The sequence below is a fragment of the Dehalobacter sp. DCA genome (assembly GCF_000305775.1).
GTDB classification, from domain to species: Bacteria; Bacillota; Desulfitobacteriia; order Desulfitobacteriales; family Syntrophobotulaceae; genus Dehalobacter; species Dehalobacter alkaniphilus.
On the sequence record NC_018866.1, the window covers coordinates 836775 to 856826 of the forward strand.

Genomic DNA, 20052 nt, shown 5'->3' on the forward strand with positions numbered 1-20052 from the left:
TTACCTACAATCATTCAGCTTTATTCGTGCATTCAGCGTTACTCGTGATGCTGGTGCTCTTTCTTGAGCTGGGCGACCAGCGCGTCGGATAATCTTGCCGGAACTTCCTCGTACCCGATGAACTTGGTCGTGAACGTACCTCTTCCCTGCGTCATAGCCTTGAGGTCAATGGAATAACGCATCATTTCGGATTGGGGTACATGGGCTTTAATCACCTGGCATTTGCCGTCGGGTTCCATGCCAAGGACCTTGCCGCGTTTGGAGTTCAAATCTCCGATGACATCACCCATGAATGCTTCAGGAACCTTGACCTCGGCCTCTACGACTGGTTCCATCAATACCGCGTTGGCCATTTCAGCGCCTTTCTTGAAAGCAAGATGTGCCGCAAGCTTAAATGCCATTTCTGACGAGTCAACGCTGTGATAGGAACCATCATACAACGTGAATTTCACATTCGTCATCGGATAGCCAGCCAGGAAACCATCAGCAACTGCTTCGCGCAGACCTTTTTCAACAGCGGGGAAATAGTTTCTCGGAACCGCTCCGCCGAAAACTTCTTCGTTAAATTCAAAGTCTTTTTCCGGGTTTGGCTGCATCTTAATCCAGACGTGTCCGTATTGGCCATGGCCGCCGCTTTGTTTCTTGTGTTTGCCTTCAACTTGCACCAATTTTTTGATGGTTTCTCTGTAAGGAACTTTCGGTACTTCGGTCTCAACGGCAACACCGAATTTTCTGGACAGTTTTTCACCAACAATATCGAGCTGCATTTCACCGAGCCCGCTTAAAATCGTCTGTTTGGTTTCTGTATTTTTACCGACGCTGATGGTTGGGTCTTCATCGACTAACCTAGCCAGCGCGGATCCGAGCTTATCTTCATCGCCCTTGCTCTTCGGCTTGACGGAAAGCGGCAGCGCAGGTTTTGGAAATTCGATTCCGTCCAGCTGGATACCTTTCTCTTTCGTTGTAAAAGTATCTCCTGTTTTTGTCTCCTGCAGTTTCGCAACGACGGCAATATCACCGGCCTGGACGCTGGCCGTATTATCCTGGTTCTTCCCTCTCAGATAGAACAGCTGGCCCAGTTTCTCCTCGACTTCCCGGTTCGCATTGTAGACAACGGTCTCACTGGTAAACGTTCCGCCATAAACTTTGAAGAAAGTCATTTTGCCGAGATAGGGATCAGCAAGCGTTTTAAAGACCAACGCAGCCTTTTTGTCGATAGGCGTAGGGGCAGGCACATAGTCAGCCAAGAACTGTGCGAATTCCTTTACGCCCAGATTTTTTTCTACCGAACCAAATAAAACCGGAACGATCATATTCTGAGCGAGCCCTTTGGCTGTGATCGTTTTTAATTCTTCATCATTCAGGGACTCTCCATCCAGATATTTCATTAGGAGTTCATCATCAGCTTCTGCCGCAGCTTCAGCAAGTGCTTCTTTCAATACGGCAATATCATCTGTATATTGATCAGGTATGTCGGGTTGGAACAGACCAACCACACCTTCGAATGCTGCCTCTTTGCCAACCGGAATCTGCATTTGAACGAAACGGGTATTCGGGTAAGTTGATTTCAACCGATCCAGTACCTTTTCTGCATTGGAATTTTCTCTGTCCAGTTTATTGATAAAAATAACTTTAGGGAGTTGTTTTTCTTCGACCAGATCCCAGATGATCTCAGCCTGAACTTCTAAACCATCAACCCCGCTGATCACAAAAACACTTGTTTCCACGACGCGCAAAGTACTGATGACTTCACCGATAAAATCGGAATAGCCGGGTGTATCGAGAACATTAACTTTAACATCCTTATGCTCGATCGGAATCAATGAAGTGCTAATTGAGATGTGACGTTGTACTTCCTCTTGAAGGTAATCTGATACGGTGTTTCCATCGTTTACTTTCCCGATGCGGTTCGTTACTCCAGCATTAAAAAGCATGGTCTCAGCCAGCGATGTTTTACCTGAACCTCCGTGCCCTACAAGACAGATATTACGAATACTCTTGGTGTCATAGCTTTTCAAGAATAATCTCCCCTTTGTCTATTCTTTTTAATAACTTGACTTAAACAAGACTATAGCAATAACATCACTAATATTAAATTATAACATGTTTAATTCTCTTTAATTCTCTGTGGTTTCCACAATTCCTCTAAAAAAAACTGTATCCCTAAAAAAACTTGGAGCATGACCTTCTTTCCCGGTGCATAAGTTGAATAGAAATCAACTATATGTACTCTGACAGAGTATCGGCCAGGGAGGAAGCAATGCCCAGAAATAACCTCATTTTCGGTGCAGTCATTCTTTTTGGGGCGAATCTGGTCAATCGTCTGCTCGGGTTTGTCTACCAATACCTGATTATGCACTATATCGGCAGTGAAGCGTACGGATTGTTTTATATGGTATTTCCGGTCTATATGACTGCACTGGTCTTAACCACAGCGGGAATACCACTGGCTGTCTCCAAAATGGTTGCCGAAAGAGTCTCTATTGGCCGCTATGCTGAAGCCCGGAGAGTATTCCGGACAGCTTTCCTGACTTTATTTATTTCCGGTCTGCTGGTTACCGTCACGCTGTACCTGAACAGATCGCTGATTGTTCACAGTTTCTTTGCGGATGAGCGCGTCGGAATTGTTTTTCAGATCTGTATCCCGTCGATCTTTATCGTATCTGTGGCTTCTGCGTTCCGGGGATATTTCCAGGGACTGCAGAATATGGTCCCTTCAGCGGTCAGCCAGGTTTGTGAACAAATCTTCCGGATCGGGATCGGCTTTTCTCTTTCCGTATATTTATTAAAGAAAGGCATTGAATGGGCAGCAGCTGGTCTTGCAGCAGGAATGCTCTGTGGGGAGATCGTTGGTTTGCTTGTGATCCTGATTCAATATCTGATGCAGCGCAAGCACCTGCCTTATGGAAATCAAAACGGCGGACAATCCAAACCCGTCATGCCGGAGCTGATCAGTTTGTCCTTGCCCGTAACCGGAAGCAGGCTGATGGCTACAGGGCTGTCTTCTTTGGATACCGTCATTATTCCCAAACAGCTTCAGCTTGCCGGCTATTCGGCCAGGAACGCCACCTCTCTCTTTGGAGAGTTCAGTGGGACTGCACTTACGCTGCTCTCGTTTCCAAGTGTCTTTACATTTGCGCTGGCGACATCGCTTGTCCCGGCTATTTCCGAAGCAATGGTCCGAAATGATGTCCGGGCTGCCAGGAATAAAAGCACAGATGCGGTCCGCTATACCATTATGCTTGGATTGCCGTGTGTCATTGCACTTTATTTTTTTGCTGAACCGCTTACGCACCTATTCAAAAGTGACCATGTATCTGCAGTGTTGAAGGTCTTAGCCTTGGGCGGGCTGTTTGCCTATATTCAACAGACGACCACAGGAATTCTGCAAGGACTCGGCAAAACCTTTTTACCGCTGGCCCATTCGGTCATCACGGCAGTATTCCGAATCCCGCTTCTTTTCTACCTGACTGGAATTCCGAAATTTGGTCTCGTGGGTACCGCTTTAACTTATGTATTTGGTTTTGCCATGATGGCTTTCTTAAACCTTTATGCCATAAACAAGTACATCGGACTACAAGCTGATCTAAAATCCATGATCCTGCAGCCGATCCTGGCCGGACTTGGTATGACAGCTGTGCTCAAAAGCATCTTATGGCTGGTCCCGGGCCAAACAACGCTGCTTCCGAGTCTTACTGTCCTTCTTGCCGCAATCGTGATTTATTTTGGGATCCTGATTTCTCAGGGAGGCATTTCAATAAAAGAAATAAAGAAGACCTGGCGGGCTTTTAGGTTTTGGCCTAAAAATAAATAGTGCCCCACTTGCAGCATACCCAGCGTTATGCTTTCACCGCCAAAAATTTCGGATCTTGCTTCCCCACTGCCAATACGTCAGCAGGGCTACCACCAAAACAATCACAATAAGCAAGATCTTATAAATAAAATAAATTTTCACCACGGACAGCAGCGTAATAATGACAGCAAGAACAATCGGAATGATAAATAATTTTTTAAGATTATTCTTTCCACCTTTTTCTCGACTCAGCCAGAAAATAATAATAAACACAGCAAAATAAAAGAAAAAAATCCAAAAGCCCATACATTTCTCCTCCCTATAGTAAATTTTCCATGGTCTTTAACCGTTCATAATCGGTCAGGTCACAGTGTAAAGGCGTAACCGAAACATACCCTTCCTGGATTGCCCTGAGGTCGGTATCCTGTTCTTCTTCAAAAACGAGCGTTCCGGTGATCCAATAATACTCTCTGCCATAAGGAGATTTTCTGTTTTCGAATGCATTGTCGTAAACAGACCTGCCTAGTCTGGTGACTCTTTTTCCCTTCCATTCCTCCCTGTCGCAGGGCGGCACATTGATATTGAGCAGGCCGCTCTGATACTGAAGCAAGGGGCTGTTCGTATCAATCAAGCGTTTGATGAGCAAAGCGCTTGGCATATAGTCTTCGTAATCATAATTGGCAAGTGATACCGCAATGGAACGTATCCCTAACAGGGCACCCTCCATTGCGGCTGCCACAGTACCTGAGTAGAATACATCCGAACCGAGATTCGGTCCGTGATTAATTCCGGATATGATCAAATCCGGCTTGGCAGGAAGAATATCCCCCTGTATTGCCAGTTTGACACAGTCTGTCGGTGTGCCGTTGACAGATACACCGATATGATTGTCCGGCAAGGAATGATGGGTCACGAAGATTGGCTGAAACAGGGTGATAGACCGTCCAACAGCTGATCGCTGCCCTTCCGGAGCCACAACGTAGATCTCATGCTGATGGTCCGCTGCCAAAGCATCATACATGGTCCTGAGACCGGCAGCAAAATAACCATCATCATTTGTCAGCAGGATTTTCATGCAAAACTAGCCTCCGTCATTCTGCCGCTTATTATTGGGTTAATGTCTGCCCATAATTAATGAGAACGCCTCTGCCCTGGTGGCAGCGCTGGTTTCAAACATTCCTCTGACTGCTGATGTAACGGTCTGCGCGCCGGGTTTTTTAATTCCGCGTACGGTCATGCACATATGCTCAGCTTCAATGACGACAATAACACCGCGCGGATTAAGCATATCATTCACAGTATCCGCAATCTGGCTCGTCAATCTTTCCTGTAGCTGCGGCCTTCTGGCGTAGTCTTCGGCAACTCTGGCCAGCTTTGACAATCCTGTCACCTTGCCGTGTCTCGGAATATACGCAATGTGGGCCTGTCCAACAAAAGGAAGCAGGTGATGCTCACACATGGAATAAATCGGAATATCTCTAACCAGTACCATTTCCTCGTGTTTTTCCGAAAACAATACAGACAGGTTCTTGCTCGGATCTTCATGAAGTCCGGCAAAAGCTTCCTCATAAAATCTGGCAACTCTTTTGGGAGTATCCTTAAGGCCTTCTCTTTCCGGATCCTCTCCAATTGCTTCCAAAATATCCCTTACAGCTCGTTCTATTTTTGCATGATCTATAGCCATCATGATCGCCTCCTGTTATGGTGTAAATTAGCGGAATATTTTATTAATTAGGTCAACTTGAATTGTATCATTTATTTTTGATTTGACCAAATTTTTTTTACTATTTTCTGCAGATACGCAATTCTCTCGACAATTTATCATCATAATTTTACTTAAAGTTTTAATCTGCGTTTTTCAGGCAGCTCCGGCCATTTAAGGATCGGCCCAATTAACTTATACACCAGACTGGATTCCTTGGTCAGTATGGGGCCTAATATGGCGAGAATAAGCACATACAAGGCAGAAAACGGCTGCAGGACTCCCAGCAAGCCTCCTGATAGGGCCAGTGTGGTGAGTATAATCGAAAATTCACCACGTGACAGGATCGTTAAGCCAATTCTGAGCGAAGCGCGATGAGACAGCTGAGCTCTCCTTCCGGCTATAAATCCAGCAATCGTATTGCCAAGAAGCGTCAGCAGTACTGCGCCAAGAACCGGCCAAACAGCGCCCCCCAGCGCAAAAGGATCGATGCTCAGACCAAAACTGAAGAAGAATAATGCGCCAAAAAAATCACGAAAAGGAACAATAATATGTTCAATCCGCTCACGGTGCTCCGTCTCCGCCAGTACCAGGCCGAGCAGCATTGCTCCGATGGCCTGGGCAATATTCAGGGTTTCAGAAATCCCCGCAACCAACGTCACCGCCGCAAAAGTCACCAGTAAAAATGTCTCGTCCGAAGGAATATCCAGCCGGCGGTTCAACCACGGAACGAGCTTATGGCCCAAAAACAGAAATGCCCCGATAAATCCAAGTGCAACAGCTGCTGTAAGCAGGACTGTAACAGTCGAAGTCGAACCGGAAAGGACCAAACCAGAGACAACGGATAAATAGATTGCTACAAACACATCCTGAAACATCATCAGCCCTAGGATAATTTCTGTCTCATCGTTCGCAGCTCGTTTTAACTCAACGATGACTTTAGCCACAATAGCGCTTGACGAAATTGTCATCATCCCTGCTACGACCAGAATCTCTTTAATGGGCCAGCCTAAAAGCAACGGGTACAACAGCGCAACAGAAAAGTTGATGAGCATATAGATGAGGCCGCTGCGGAGAATCGACGGTCCCGATGCCATCAGCTGTTTGATCGAAAATTCTAATCCGAGAGAGAAAAGTAAAAATAAAACACCCATCTTTCCCATAAAGTCGATTAGTGCGGCTGACTGAATAAACCTGAAATCAAATACTCCGATATGAGGAGCTTGAGGTCCAACAACCATCCCCGCAATAATCAGAATAGGCACAATGGAGATCCGCAATTTACCGGCTATCATCCCTGCCAGGGCCGACAAGGCCAGAGCGAGACCAACTTCCAGTATCAAATGCTCCATTAATGAACACTCCCGTGAAACAGGAGTCCCTTAGCAGCTTTCACCTGTTCTTTTTCTCCCAGAATGACAATGGTTGCACCTTCCTGAAGAACGATGTCGGGATTGGGATTAATCGTTTTATTTTGGTCTTTTTTCACCATCGCAATAATCGTCCCGCCGGTCCGCTTCCGGACCTGCATCTCACCGATTGATTTACCAATCGCATAAGCCCCTGTTTCAATCCTGTACCATTCGAGTACCATATCCCCGATGGCTACCTCAACAGTATCCAGATCTTTGGGGCGATAGGCCATTCCGCCCAGAATAGAGGCAATACAACGCGATTCTTCATCATCAAGTGTTACCATTGAGATCGATTCGTTCGGATCCTCGAGGTAATAGTGATACATTTCCCGGCGCCCGTCATCATGAACGATCACGACCAGCTTATCTCCAGACCGGGTGTCCAGCTGATACTTTTTACCGATCCCCGGCAAGTCTTTTTCCTTGACTAACTTCATGCTAAAAAGCCCCCTTTTCCTTTAAATTAACTTTAACAAATCTACGGATATAAGTAAAGAAACGACAGGATCGGATAAAATCAGAATTCCCCATTCAGACTATGCCTGGTCAGCTAATTACGACACAAAAAAAGACGTAACGAAACTTTAGTTCCGATACGTCCTTCTAACTTCTTTTATGTGGTGAAATCTTCATTTTGCCATATTGACGTCAATGCTAATCAATTACCGTGTTGCTGTAAAAAATACGCGGTCAAAGGTAAATAAAATTTTACCGTCTTTCGAGCCGGCATAATACTTCATAATTTCCAGCATCAGATCACTCTCAAATTCTTTTTGCTTTTTGTCTTCATCAAGACAATCCAAGTAGGGTCTCAGCCCGGTGCTTCGATACAGATCCAGGATATCCTCATAACTGTTCATCAAATGATAATACCTGGTTTCCCATAATTCGATTTCCGGTGTTAATTCACAGAGGACATCATAATAATATTCAGGAGTATGGACCTTATAAGGAATCGCAATGTGATCAAAATAACCGGACCACTTCGCAGAGGATACCAGGTCTAGAAGCAGCTGATGAATCAGCATTTCATTGACAAATGGAACTTGGACAGCTAATATGCCGCGGGGTTTCAGCATGGCAAACAGTCTGGAGATAAGAAGATCATTATCAGGAATCCATTGGAAGACCGCATTAGAAAATATGAGGTCGAACTGGCCCAGATCGGAAATGTCCCGTCCGGCATCTCGTAATAACCAACATACTGACGGATTTGTTGCTTTGGCAATTTCGAGCATGGCATGTGAATTATCAATGGCTGTGATAGCCGCATTCTTCCATCTCTCCGCTAAAATGCGGGTGCTATTACCCGGACCGCAGCCCACATCCAGAATGTTTTCAGGCTGTTCAAGCTTAATACGGCTGACTAAATCACGTGACGGTTTGGATCTTTCTTTCTCAAATTTTAAATATGCCTCTGGATTCCAGTCTGCCATGGCAATGCCCCCCAAAAACGTTTCTATAATTGTACCAGAAAATAAATGATAATGAAACCTCTTTGGGAAGTCTGATCTTAAATGGCTTTTTTAACCGTTAAACCAAAAGATTTATTGTAACAGTCGACTGCCACCTTCGTGTTGGACATTTCTTCATACGTATTTCCAAGCAGTATCCAGGCCGCGCTGTTTTTGCTATCCATGGAGACCAGTCGTTCCAGGATAATTTTGGCGTCGTCCCACAGCCCTTTTTCGGTCATGCAGACACTTAAATTATAGAGCACCGTTTTATTTTCCGGATCAATTTTCAGGGCATTCTGGTAATAATCAATTGCTTTGCGCGTTCTTCCGAGCTGAAAACAGATAAAGCCTAAATTATTCAGCAGCAATGTGTCGTTATTCTTCAGCGTATAGGCTTTTCTAAGTAATCGGTAGGCCTGGTCGTCCTGCTGGAACTCGTGGTAAATGCCGGCCAGATTGCATAGGGCATCAAGATCATCCGGGTCATGTTTTAATACTTTCTGGAACAGCTTCCGGGCTTTGCTCTGCTGGCCAGTCTGCGCATAACAGTAGGCCAGCCTGGACATCAGGCTGAAATTCCCTCCGCATTTGATGGCTTTATAGAAAGATTCGACCGCATCCTCGGTCTGATTCATCTTCAGCTGCATCTCAGCTTTCATTTCCCAGTATTCCGGCTGATACGGCTTCACTTTACAGCAGCCGCTGAAACAGTTTAAAGCTTCCCTGTACTGCCCCTGGAACTGATAGATGCTGCCAAGTCGAAAAAGAATATTGGCATCTCCAGGTGAGGAACGCAGAGACTTGTCCAGACAATTAATAGCTTCCTGCCATTCCCCAAGTTCGAGATAACAATCCGTCTGCAGATTCCAGTACGTACTGTTCGCTTCCAGCTGAAGCGCATTTTCGAGATGGATCAAAGCATCATTGACAAAACCCTGTCCATGGCAGCAGCGGGCCAGTAAAAAATGCACTTCAGCCAGCTGTCCGGGCTCTTCGCAATAGATAATTGCTGCTTCCAAATAGGCCTGAGCTTCCTTGAAAACCTTATGATCAATCAGTGTTTTCACCTCTGCCAAATACAGGGCGTCGGAGATATTTTCTGTGTTTAAGATTCCAAACAGGATTTCTAGAGCCTGCTGTTCTTCACCCGTGAAAAGCAGCCAATTAATCTGCAGCTTTGTCTTGAGACGCAAGCGGTTTCCCATATCAACACCCCTAAATATAAAATCTTCTTTAAAGACGAGTGCCTTGTTAACCTTAAAATTATTGTATTACAAAAAATATGATGCCAGGATATCTAAGATTCAGGTTAACATGGTACTGGATAGTTATTCTTCCTCTTTCCATCATTTACCTTTTGTTTGGCTGGAAAACCGCTCATCAAATAGCCTTTCAATCAGATATTTTTCCAATTGGAACTATTTTTTTCGTTATTTATCTCTAAAAATATGTATAATAAGAGAAGAGTTGCCAAAGCTCAATTTATTGATAAAGAGGCTGATATTTTGTCCAAAGCAAAAGTACCCTTCCTGATCATCCTGATGATCATCATGATAGCAATACCGACGATGTCCGGATGCAGCAAAATATTCTCGTTTTCCGCTGATGAAGAATCCAATCCAGTATCAAACTTGCCACCTGGTGCGCTTTACATAGACGGAGCTGCTATCCGTCCGCTAACTTTGAATGTAATTAATCAGGCCAAACAATCCATTTATATCGAGCTGTCCAGTCTGAATGATCAGGAAATCATTAATTTGCTGATTACAAAAGCGCATTCGGGCATCGAAGTGAGACTGCTGCTCGATCAATGGCAGAGAGATAATACCTCAACCATCAAAGCACTAAAAAATGAAAACATATCGGTCCAATACTATCCTGCTGAAAAAGGACAGTACCAGACAGTACGCTATATGGTTGTTGATCACAAAACGGCTGTTTTTTATGAAAAGGACTGGACCGCCAAAGGCTTCGATGCGCACAGCATGGCTGTAAAACTATCCGGAGACTCTGTCGGTGTCATGGACAAATCCTTCGGCAAAGACTGGACCTATACGACAACACTGTCGCTTGATTTACCGGATAGTTCCAAATTACCAGAAGACAATATTACCTTTGCCGTTACTGTCAATGTTAAACAGCAGCTTCTTAATTTAATCAACGCTGCTACATCTGAGATCTTAATAGAAACCGAACAACTAAGTAAAGACGATATAATTGATGCCCTGATGGAGGCAAAAAAAAGAGGCTGTAACGTGAAAGTGATCGTCAGCCTTTCCAGTGCGATTACCTCGCCCGATGCCATTCAGGAATTAAAGGACGCCCAGATCGAATTGCGCTATTACAATCATCCTGACAAAAAAGCGATGGGCGCAAATTTCGGTATTTTTGATCAGACAACGCTGTTTTTTTCCAATTCTGCCTGGACATATCCTTCTTTTGTTATTAATCACGAGAGTTCCTTGACTATCCCTTCCCCTGCTGCCGCCAAAAAAGTTACAGCGCTGTTTGATGAAGAATGGGCTAACAGTACACCTTAAATCACAAATACATTAGCTTTCTTGGGTTAATCTCCGTAATGGATGGCCGCTTTCGGCAGATAGCGCCCTCCATGGCGCTAACAGCCGCGCTGCGCAATCAATGCTCCGCTTGGCGCTGACGATCCATTACGGAGATTTAGCCTGGGGTCAAAGCCAGGTTCTAACAAGCATATGATTAGTCTGCGTGCCACAGTTTCGCGATGAGCGAAGCCTGGATGGCGCAGCACGGCCTTTTGACGGCCACGGATGGCCTAATGCCGCGGTGCCATGGACGGCAAGGAGCGGCGTGTCAGGGAGGACACAACGGCCGAAAGTGGATTGTGGCACGCAGACAGGCCCCAAATACTTTAGTCTGACTATTATTTACTTATTTATTTAAAATACGCTCTACTTATATTTATTTAGCATCGACGGAGGCGCCATCCGCACGCGAGAATGAATACGTGTTTGATTCTGAGATAACATTATTGAGGCTGTCGATCATCTTTAAAAGAAGCTTGACCGGCTCAGTCTCATTCTGGATTGATTTGGGCAAAGTGGCTGTTAAGACAGTATTACTTACATACTTCGTTTTAACCGGGGTATCATCAATATAAATCTGATAATCCGGCAGGAAGTTTTCTCCTTGAACCTGAATCACATCTTCACTCAGGCGAAGGACTTTTTCGATCTTGGGAAAACGTTCTCCAAGCAGGTACAAAGCATTCTGGACTGGTTTATCCCTTGGTTCCAGCTCATAGGCATACGCATTGCCAATCAGAGAATCATATTGCAGCATTTCATAGTCCGCAGATTCTGTTTCGGTGATTTTTTCATTCTGCTGATAAAGCGCAGCGGTCATAACGTCCGACCCTTTTTCATATAAGGAATAAAGGAAATCCGTCAGGGTATTTCCTTCTTTTTTGCTTTTTTCCAGAATGTAAGGCCCCAAAAAGCTCGAGGAAATACGGATATTTTCTTTATCTTTCGGGCTCGAGAAATTATCCCAGACGATAAAGGGCACCGTATATTTGTTTAAATAATCACTGTAATTATTTCGGTCCTGAAAAAAGTCAGCCTCTTTGTATACTTCCGAACTATTGCCGAGCAAGGGCAAATGATCTCCGTAAAAAACGACAATCGTTGGTTCATCAATCTTCTTCAGACCTTCAATCAAAGCTTTCAGGGACTGATCGACATCGGAAATTGTATTAACGTAGTTCTCCAGCAAGGTTTTACTTTTAGCCGAAAAGTTACCCTGGACCTGAATCGTATTTCCGGCATTAGGTTTCTCCGCATAGGGCCCATGAGCCTGCATTGAAATCGCATAGATGAAATCGGGTTTATCATTCTGTCCAAGCTGCTGCAGAATCTTCTTCGTAAGCTCCGTATCGCGGATATAAGTACCTTTGCACTCCGGATCCGCAAAGAATTCCTTGCTGATAAATTTGCCAAATCCCATCTCTTCGAAAACAATATTGCGGCGGTAAAACCAGTTATGGTAAGTATGAATTGCCGTAGCCTCATAGCCCTGCTTCTTGTAAACCGCGGGCAGAGCATCCATATCCCTGGTTGCGTACTGGACATAGGGAATGATCCCTGCCGGGAGAAATTGGCAGGAATACCCTGTTAAAACTTCAAACTCTGTATTCACCGTTCCTCCGGCAAAGACAGGAACAACCATCTTGCCGCCTGAATAATTTTTTTGCAGATAATGGAAATACGGAATTGGATCTTCGCTGAAGCTTACTTCTTTCATCAGCGTCGGGTCCCAGAAAGCCTCACTTTGCACAAAGATGACATTTGGGGTAAAATCCGGATCAACCGTGTAATCAGTTTTGGTCTGAGCAATGATCTTTTCAATTTCTTCTTTTTGGTAAGTAGCCGGAGCATCATCCGAATAGGCTTTATAATTCATCATAAAGCCGATAATCAAGCCATTTTCTTCGTAATTGGACTGCTGGCTCCAGTTCACAAGCCGGCAGTTAAAGGTCTTTTGCATAGAAGTATGGGCAACCAGATTAAACAGCAAGAGAAAAGACAGTACCGCAATGGGGACTTTTTGAGCCGAAAGGTACTTTTCTCTTGGTATGTAACAAATGATCAGGATGAGTGCAGCGATAAGCAAAATCACGAGTCCCAACATAAAAGCAATCGGAAGATCCTGAAAGCTCTGGGAAATATTTGCAGCTTCCTTCCCAAGGTTTAAATCCCAGGGCAGCAAAGGCTCTCCTCTTAGGAGTAGTTTTTCCCTACTGACCAGCGCAATAAAGGAAAGGCCGGTTAAAATGACTGCTGCAATGGACAGGTACAAACGCCGGGGCAAAAGATAAAAAGCATTAATCAGTCCAAACAGCATGGCATACGTGGCAACAAATTGATTCGGATAGTGTACGGACCAGACCAGCGTATCGGCGAGACTTCCGCGTGAGACCGTCTCAAACAATATTAAAACCATTAACGGAATTATAGCCAGAAATTTAGAATTAGACACTTTCTCCTCCATAGAATTCCTCATAAATTTTAAAGAGGATGTCCGTTGGACATCCTCTTTCCCGCTTTGCCGTTAGACATCTGGTTTTCTGACCCTGCACATGCAGGTGGGTACCTAGACAGATCTTTCCATCTTCTTTTTACAAAGCATGATGTACACAACCTGCCACTACTCAGTTCCCGAGAAAAAAATAGGATCAAAACCATGATAGTCCATACAAACAGAGCAGCATCACAGCTATTATAACACCGGGGTGAAGAAAAATCCTCTAGAAACAACTGGAAAACCAATATGTTTTAGCGATGCACTCTATCTTCTAAATCAGCAAGTCTGTCCAAAATCACAGAGATCGTCATCTCCTGGGTACGCACCCTCTGCCGCAGCTGTTCGACGAGACTGGACATATTCTTGATTTGATGCAGTGTCCCTGGATTCACCGTTCCATCATCCACTAAAGCAAGCGTTCTTGTTCTATTAGCGGGATCTCTTGAATTGGAATTCAATTTATTTAAGTACCTGATCTTGCCGTATCGGGTATTTCTGCCCTGGTTAATTTCAATAACCTTGTCGTCTTCCAGCACTTTCAGCGCTTTTTTCAGGGTAATACTTGCTACTCCTGTTTCACGTTGTATTTCGGAATAGGCAATCTCAAACTGATCTTCTTCATGTTTCTTGGACACCTTCTCAAAAAATTCCAAGAACTTATTGTACGTCTTATCTTTCAGCTTCAATGTTATTCATCCTTCCAAGCAAAAATAAAACAACCAAATAGTTTATTGTATTATATCATAAATTAATGATTAATTTCACTTAAATTGTAAAAATATATTAATTTTTTAAGAATAATATTAAGCCTGCTAAAACTATTTCGAAAAATTAACAAATTATTTGTCTGTTAGGTCAGCTTGTTTAAGACCTCTTCCTTCATAGAAAAAGAATGTTTGTCGGAAGGAAACGCTGTGTCTTTGACTTCCGCGCAATATTTTTGCACAGCATCAACAATTAGAGGTTCAATCATTGCGTATTGTTTGACGAAGGTCGGTACAGTCTTGTCTGAAGCGCCAATCATGTCATGAATAACCAGGACCTGGCCGTCGCAATGATTCCCGGCACCGATGCCAATGGTCGGCACGGATATCGACTGTGTGATCTTTGCCGCGAGTAGCGCCGGTATTGCTTCCAGGACCAGCATAAAAACACCGGCTTGAGCCAGCATTCCGGCATCACGCAAAAGTTTGGAAGCGCTGTGTATTTCTGTTCCCTGGACCTTATATCCGCCCAGCAGGCCGGCCGTTTGAGGCGTCAAACCAATGTGGCCAACAACAGGAATCCCGGCTTTGGTCAGAAAGCTGATAATCTCGCGGTATTCCTCCCCGCCCTCGAGTTTAACAGCGTCGGCTCCCCCCTCCTGCATCAGCCTTCCGGCATTGCGCAACGCATCTTCAGGCCTCGCATAGGTCAGATAAGGCATATCCACAATCATGAAAGTACTTGGAGCACCCCGGCGAACAGCTTTGGCATGATGCAGCATATCCTCCATTGTCACTGGAACGGTTGAGTCATATCCTAAGACGACCATCCCAAGCGAATCACCCACAAGGATTACATCGACACCGGCTTTTTCAATGATTCGTGCCGTCGGAAAATCATAGGCTGTCAGCATCGTGATCTTGTTTTCCTGTTCGCTCATCTTTTTGAAATCTGGAATCATTTTTTTCATCGTGATCGCCTTCTCCCTAAACCTTTTTTATTTCAAACTTTGTCTGAGCTTTTAAGTCATAAGTTATATGGGCCAAGCATATGGTGTACAGAAATTGGAGAAAAGGGAGGCTGCCGTATGTCAAAACCGTTTCAGCTGTCGTTAGTTACCAAAGGTATAGCGCTGGCCATTGTTATCTCATTTCTGCTGACCGTTGTTCTGAGTCTGGTCTACTTCTTTACTTCGGTGCAGGAATCTTTCCTTTACTCGCTGCTCGCTGCCGGAATTGGCGTACTCATCGCCAGTTTTTACATTGCGTATCAATCCGGAGCAAGAGGACTTCTGTACGGACTGGCTGTTGGAATCGGTTTTTTTGTGGTCACCCTATTGATTTATTACATTTTCTATGCGGGTGATCCTTCTTGGAAAATACTGCTCAAGAAAGTCCTGATTAGTCCCATAGCGGGTGTGATCGGTGGGAGTGTCGGAGCCGTGATGAAGAAATGACGCGGTCCATGTAGTGCGTTAAACCGCTCTCCTGAACTATTCACCCTCCAGAACATGCTGTTGGGTGAAAAAACGGGACAAGTACGGCTGTTTCCCACTATACTGCTGGGTGTATACTCCTTATCCCTTTCCACCTAGGCCCTTGGCCTATCGCCCCCAGCTGGGGGTTTTCTTTTTTTTATCTGGCGAGCGCAAATTTGTTGATCCAGTTGACAATAATACGGTCTCCCTGATTCAGCTCGGTCGTAAAATGAGCTTCACTGCCATTGACCTGCATTTCCAGTTTTCCGCCCGAAATTGAGTTTTCAGCAAGATTTATATACGGAAATAGTTCCGACAAAATGGGTTTGCGCGAAAAACCTTCCACTCTGATTTCCATACCGTCTTCGATAGGCTCATCTTCCTGAATGACCCTTCCTTTGCAGTAGATCTTTGCTTCAAGCGGCGGTAAATTGAACGCTTCTCCGTTAACCGTAAAAATCATCGGTTCGGCTTCCAGCGCCAAATCCCTGATCAATATTTTTTTCTCAAGAATATCGATACGGTCGTTGTTATTAATAACACAATCGATGGTTACAGCGTAACCATTGACGATAATCTCCAGATCCGATACCAGTTCCCGGGGCTGGTTGTTGACTTTGATTTTCTTTTTGTTTATTTTATTGATATTAATGCCTTTCATGGCCAGTAAATCATAGAGCGTTTCATTCATTTTTACAAGCAGGCTGCAGCCATCCTCAAGCCAGTCTTCTTCATCTGCCGGTTTACTGTTCAGATAGATGAACGGATTGAATTCCTCTTCCTTGCCATCCCAGATAATCTTCTTCACTGCGGGCCGGGAAATGACATCTTTGACCTGCGCTTTGGCATCTACTCCGGAATGCCCCGGCATAAAGGTGACCACGTCACCCTGACTAAGCCTCTGATCCAGCTTAGCCGACTGGCCATTGACTGTAATCACCGCTGGACTTCCCAACTCTCCTTTAATAACCTGAATCTCACCGTTTAGCTTATAGATCAGCGCCGATCCCGGACGTCCAAAAAACGTTTTCGGCTGGATGCCTGCTGCGAGAAGCCCTTCCGCCACCGTAGCAAGCTGCAGTTCAAACAACGGAATATTCGTGTTATTTACATTGACTGCATAATAATGGAGACCTCTATTATCCAGCGCGGAAATTGCAATTCCTATCGGCGTAATGACATCCGAACCAAATAAATTTTCTTCCTGGCCGGAGACCGCGGACAACCTTTCCCGGACTTGAATGCCGATTCTACCCCGGGAAAGATTAATCACCTTTGACAAAATATCTCCCATCAAGGGAGTAAGGCTACCTCCCCCGACCATGATCACAGCCTGGGGTGAACAGCTGTTATTCAGCAGCAGGATTTCTCCGCCGATCCTTTCGGCAATCACCTGAACGGTCGGTTTAATGACATCCAGAATTTCCTGACGTGTGACAGAGGACCTGGCTCCGAAGAAATTGACGATGTCAATCAGGCTGTTTGGATTTGGATCGTTCCCGTTCAGCTGTTTTTTAATCCTTTCGCCTTCCTGAAAATCGACCAGATAATTGGAACAGATTGCTTCTGTGACCTCATCGCCGGCCATGGGCACCATTCCATAGGCAAAGAAAGTGCCTTCCTTGGTAAATGCAATATCTGCAGTCCCTGCCCCGATATCCACGAGGGCCAGATTCAGTCTTCTCATATCTCCGGGAATTGCGGCCAGTCCGGCGGCAATCGGTTCCAGCGTCAAACTGGCCATCTCAAGCCCCGCCCTTGCTAAAACTGCAATAAGGCCATCGACAACCGTTCTCGGTAAAAACGAAGAAATAACCGTGATTTCTGCTTTTTTCCCCCTCTGTCCGACCAGCGTTGTAATCTGCTGGTCTTCGAGCAGCTGCTTCACCGTACTGTATCCGACACAGTAGAATAGGATATTATCTGTCTCTTCAGCTGAGATTTTCTTCATGGCCTTTTGGACAGCTTCCATTTCCATGGCCAGGACTTCTTCCTGTTCCCAGTGTGTCGGCAGAACTTCCTCTCTCGTGACCGTCGCTGTTTCGGTACAAAGCGCCCTGCCTGCTGCAGCCACAGCCACTTTTGTCAATTTGCAGTTTAGTTTATGCTCAAGTTCATGCTTTACAAATGACACGGCTTTAGCGACTTCGTTCACATCGTGAACCTGTCCGTCATACATCGCTCTTTGCGTATGTTCGATCCGCGCACTGGCTATGACTTCATATCCCGATTCACTCTTTTGCGCCACAAGTCCAATAACGACTCTGGTGCCGATATCAAGGGCAAAAACAGTCTCCACTTCTCTTCCCACCTCACAAAGTTATATATCGTTAAATAGCCAGCTCGTTAGCCAGCTCATAGAGTTTACGGTTAAACATTTTCTTTTCCTTAAAAGCAAGTTCCAATGGCCTGTCCACAATCTCATTTTGAAAATGAGAGATCATCACCTCAGATTTTCCCTCCATCAGTGCCTCAATGGCCTTGCCGCCCATCATTGCTCCGAGCAAAGAATCGGCTGCCGAGGGTGCTCCTCCGCGTTGAATGTGGCCGAGAATCGTCACTCGGTTTTCCAATCCGGAATATTTCTTTAAGCCTGAAGCAATTTCACGGATATCCCCTGCTCCTTCAGCACAAATAATAATACTGTGATTTTTTCCTCTCCGATATCCCCGCAGCAGTTTCTCACTAATTTCCTGAAGATCAAAAGGGATTTCGGGCGTCAGGATCGATTCGGCACCAATCGCGAGTCCTGAGTGGAGGGCAATATCCCCGCAGTTTCTGCCCATGACTTCGACAAGAAAAGTCCGTTCATGGGACGAAGCGGTGTCTCTTAATTTGCTTACAGCCTCGACAACGGTGTTCACCGCCGTGTCAAAGCCAATCGTTGAATCTGTTCCAGCAATGTCATTGTCAATCGTACCGGGCACGCCAATGACTTTGATACCCAATTCAGCAAGTTTTTTTGCTCCGCGGTAAGAACCGTCTCCGCCAATGACCACGAGCGCTTCGATTCCTTTGGCCTTTAGCTGGTCCGCGGCCAGACGTTGGCCTTCAGCCGTAAACATTTCTTCACATCTGGCAGTTTTCAGAACCGTTCCGCCGCGATGCACAATATCTGCAACTGAGCCCAGCTCCATTTCTTTTATTTCACCGCGCAGAAGCCCATCATAACCATGGAAAACCCCATATACCCGGAGATCATGGTAAATGCCCTTACGAACAATCGCCCGTATCGCGGTGTTCATTCCGGGAGCATCCCCTCCGCTGGTTAAAACTGCAACCTTGCTATCCGCGCCCATAAGATCTCTCCTTTTCAGCATTATACAGTTTTTTACATAAAGTTTCAAACAACACCTGTTTTCTCTCCCGTATCTTTTCAGACTGATTTGTCAGACTTCCGGTGTTTTTTCGAAAATAGGACGCAATATCGCGATAGGGGTACTGAAATATCTCATGCAGCAGGAGATACACCATCTGCCTTGCTTCCACAACCTCCCTTTTTTTTGTACTGCCCAGGACTTTGTCTTTATCCAAACCGCAGCATTCACAAACGATAGAAACGACGAGATCGGCCTGTTCTCCGATGCCGGGAAGGTGAAATAATTTTTCGGACTGAGGTACATGGATTTTCTCCTCCGCAAAGTTTGCCGGCTGAATGTCTTTTTTTAGCTGTTCAGCGATCTTTACAGCCTGCTTCATATTTTTAATTCCGGAAAGCAGCGCCGGCTGGCATGGCCGGATCTCCTGAAACAAATCTCCGGTAAGACGATACGCGATGAAATGCTCGAGCTCCTCGGCTGCCGGGTCCTTCAAATAAAGGAAAAATCCGCTTTTAAGCCTTGATGCAAACCGCTGGTTCAAAAAGTCAAAGTTGGGTGTACTGCCCTGATATGTAATGACCGTCTTTCCGCCTTGTGCCAGAATGGTATCTACGGTATGGAACAGTTCTTCAAGCGTTTTCTTCTTTCCTTGCAGCACATTAATATTATCAAGCAGGAAAAGGTCATTGGAACGCACAGAGCGGCGAAAGCTGTTAAGGCTGCCATTTTGGGCCGCAAACGCAAATTTCTTTGAGAATTTATCCGCATCGATCAGGACAATCCTCACCTTTTGCGGCTTCATCTTTTGCAGGATACAATTCAGTAGCTGGGTCTTGCCCAGTCCTTCCTGGCCGGCAATTATCGTAACCGGGGGCGCCTTTTGTACTTCATAATTCTCTATGTATTGAAAAGCTAATTGGTTGAACTGGCTGATAAACACTGTTTAGAATACCCCCTGCGAGAAAACTTACTCACCAATTTTTTATGTTAATGTCATGGAGGGCCACAGTTCCGCTGTGGGCGGAGCAGGATAGCTAACATAATTCGGCAACACGGTACCAGGGAAGAATAAGGGTTAAGGAATATATCCCTAACCCTTGCCTAGGTTGACAATTTTAGCCATCT

At 45.2% G+C, this 20052-nt stretch carries 17 protein-coding genes and 1 other RNA gene; 3 read left to right on the forward strand and 15 right to left on the reverse strand.

Features of this window, described 5'->3' with window-relative positions; genetic code table 11:
* Window positions 1-38: 38 nt before the first annotated feature.
* On the reverse strand, window positions 39-2018 hold the full coding sequence (locus DHBDCA_RS03925) for an elongation factor G (RefSeq protein ID WP_015042867.1): 1980 nt from the start codon (window positions 2016-2018) through the stop codon (window positions 39-41).
* A gap of 242 nt (window positions 2019-2260) precedes the next feature.
* On the opposite strand from DHBDCA_RS03925, the gene spoVB reads away from it, so the two are divergent.
* Window positions 2261-3814: a stage V sporulation protein B gene (gene spoVB / locus DHBDCA_RS03930; protein WP_015042868.1), complete on the forward strand. Its 1554-nt coding sequence runs from the start codon at window positions 2261-2263 to the stop codon at window positions 3812-3814.
* A gap of 33 nt (window positions 3815-3847) precedes the next feature.
* Here spoVB and DHBDCA_RS03935 read toward each other — a convergent pair whose 3' ends face one another.
* The 7 genes from DHBDCA_RS03935 to DHBDCA_RS03965 all read right to left on the reverse strand — a co-directional run bounded on the left by DHBDCA_RS03935 (window position 3848) and on the right by DHBDCA_RS03965 (window position 9572).
* Window positions 3848-4099, reverse strand: coding sequence for a hypothetical protein (locus DHBDCA_RS03935; protein ID WP_015042869.1), 252 nt, complete (start codon window positions 4097-4099; stop codon window positions 3848-3850).
* 13 nt (window positions 4100-4112) lie between these two features.
* Entirely contained in the window at window positions 4113-4868 is a 756-nt protein-coding gene (surE, locus tag DHBDCA_RS03940) for a 5'/3'-nucleotidase SurE (protein ID WP_015042870.1), read from the reverse strand.
* A 39-nt stretch (window positions 4869-4907) separates the two neighbouring features.
* Complete coding sequence (folE, locus tag DHBDCA_RS03945; protein WP_015042871.1) at window positions 4908-5480, reverse strand: GTP cyclohydrolase I FolE; 573 nt, start codon at window positions 5478-5480, stop codon at window positions 4908-4910.
* A 149-nt stretch (window positions 5481-5629) separates the two neighbouring features.
* Window positions 5630-6847, reverse strand: coding sequence for a cation:proton antiporter (locus tag DHBDCA_RS03950; protein ID WP_015042872.1), 1218 nt, complete (start codon window positions 6845-6847; stop codon window positions 5630-5632).
* Window positions 6847-7347: a cation:proton antiporter regulatory subunit gene (locus DHBDCA_RS03955; RefSeq protein WP_015042873.1), complete on the reverse strand. Its 501-nt coding sequence runs from the start codon at window positions 7345-7347 to the stop codon at window positions 6847-6849. The genes DHBDCA_RS03950 and DHBDCA_RS03955 overlap by 1 nt, the downstream gene beginning before the upstream one ends.
* A gap of 225 nt (window positions 7348-7572) precedes the next feature.
* On the reverse strand, window positions 7573-8346 hold the full coding sequence (locus DHBDCA_RS03960) for a methyltransferase domain-containing protein (protein WP_015042874.1): 774 nt from the start codon (window positions 8344-8346) through the stop codon (window positions 7573-7575).
* Between the two features lie 77 nt (window positions 8347-8423).
* The gene (locus DHBDCA_RS03965; protein ID WP_015042875.1) at window positions 8424-9572 is read right to left on the reverse strand and encodes a tetratricopeptide repeat protein; all 1149 of its coding nucleotides are present in this window, start codon (window positions 9570-9572) and stop codon (window positions 8424-8426) included.
* 300 nt (window positions 9573-9872) lie between these two features.
* Between DHBDCA_RS03965 and DHBDCA_RS03970 the strand changes: the two genes are divergently transcribed.
* Window positions 9873-10907, forward strand: coding sequence for a phospholipase D-like domain-containing protein (locus tag DHBDCA_RS03970; protein WP_242824961.1), 1035 nt, complete (start codon window positions 9873-9875; stop codon window positions 10905-10907).
* 397 nt (window positions 10908-11304) lie between these two features.
* On the opposite strand, the gene DHBDCA_RS03975 is transcribed toward DHBDCA_RS03970, so the two are convergent.
* The 4 genes from DHBDCA_RS03975 to panB all read right to left on the reverse strand — a co-directional run bounded on the left by DHBDCA_RS03975 (window position 11305) and on the right by panB (window position 15100).
* Window positions 11305-13380 (reverse strand): LTA synthase family protein, encoded by a 2076-nt coding sequence (locus DHBDCA_RS03975; protein WP_242824962.1) that lies wholly within the window; start codon window positions 13378-13380, stop codon window positions 11305-11307.
* A 54-nt stretch (window positions 13381-13434) separates the two neighbouring features.
* Window positions 13435-13615, reverse strand: a non-coding RNA gene (gene ssrS, locus DHBDCA_RS14820) — 6S RNA.
* 61 nt (window positions 13616-13676) lie between these two features.
* Complete coding sequence (locus DHBDCA_RS03980; RefSeq protein WP_015042878.1) at window positions 13677-14111, reverse strand: hypothetical protein; 435 nt, start codon at window positions 14109-14111, stop codon at window positions 13677-13679.
* 164 nt (window positions 14112-14275) lie between these two features.
* A complete protein-coding gene (panB, locus tag DHBDCA_RS03985; protein ID WP_015042879.1) occupies window positions 14276-15100 on the reverse strand; it encodes a 3-methyl-2-oxobutanoate hydroxymethyltransferase in 825 nt (274 codons plus the stop codon).
* Between the two features lie 117 nt (window positions 15101-15217).
* Here panB and DHBDCA_RS03990 point away from each other — a divergent pair, with 117 nt between their 5' ends.
* The gene (locus DHBDCA_RS03990) at window positions 15218-15586 is read left to right on the forward strand and encodes a TIGR04086 family membrane protein (protein WP_015042880.1); all 369 of its coding nucleotides are present in this window, start codon (window positions 15218-15220) and stop codon (window positions 15584-15586) included.
* A 178-nt stretch (window positions 15587-15764) separates the two neighbouring features.
* Here DHBDCA_RS03990 and DHBDCA_RS03995 read toward each other — a convergent pair whose 3' ends face one another.
* Genes DHBDCA_RS03995 through DHBDCA_RS04005 form a run of 3 tightly spaced genes read right to left on the reverse strand, consistent with a single transcriptional unit; the run spans window position 15765 to window position 19867 of the window.
* Window positions 15765-17906 carry a cell division protein FtsA gene (locus DHBDCA_RS03995; protein ID WP_015042881.1) on the reverse strand — a complete coding sequence of 714 codons (2142 nt, stop codon included), beginning with the start codon at window positions 17904-17906 and terminating at the stop codon, window positions 15765-15767.
* A 31-nt stretch (window positions 17907-17937) separates the two neighbouring features.
* Entirely contained in the window at window positions 17938-18906 is a 969-nt protein-coding gene (gene pfkA, locus DHBDCA_RS04000; protein WP_015042882.1) for a 6-phosphofructokinase, read from the reverse strand.
* Complete coding sequence (locus tag DHBDCA_RS04005; RefSeq protein WP_015042883.1) at window positions 18893-19867, reverse strand: DnaA ATPase domain-containing protein; 975 nt, start codon at window positions 19865-19867, stop codon at window positions 18893-18895. The genes pfkA and DHBDCA_RS04005 overlap by 14 nt, the downstream gene beginning before the upstream one ends.
* Between the last annotated feature and the right edge of the window lie 185 nt (window positions 19868-20052).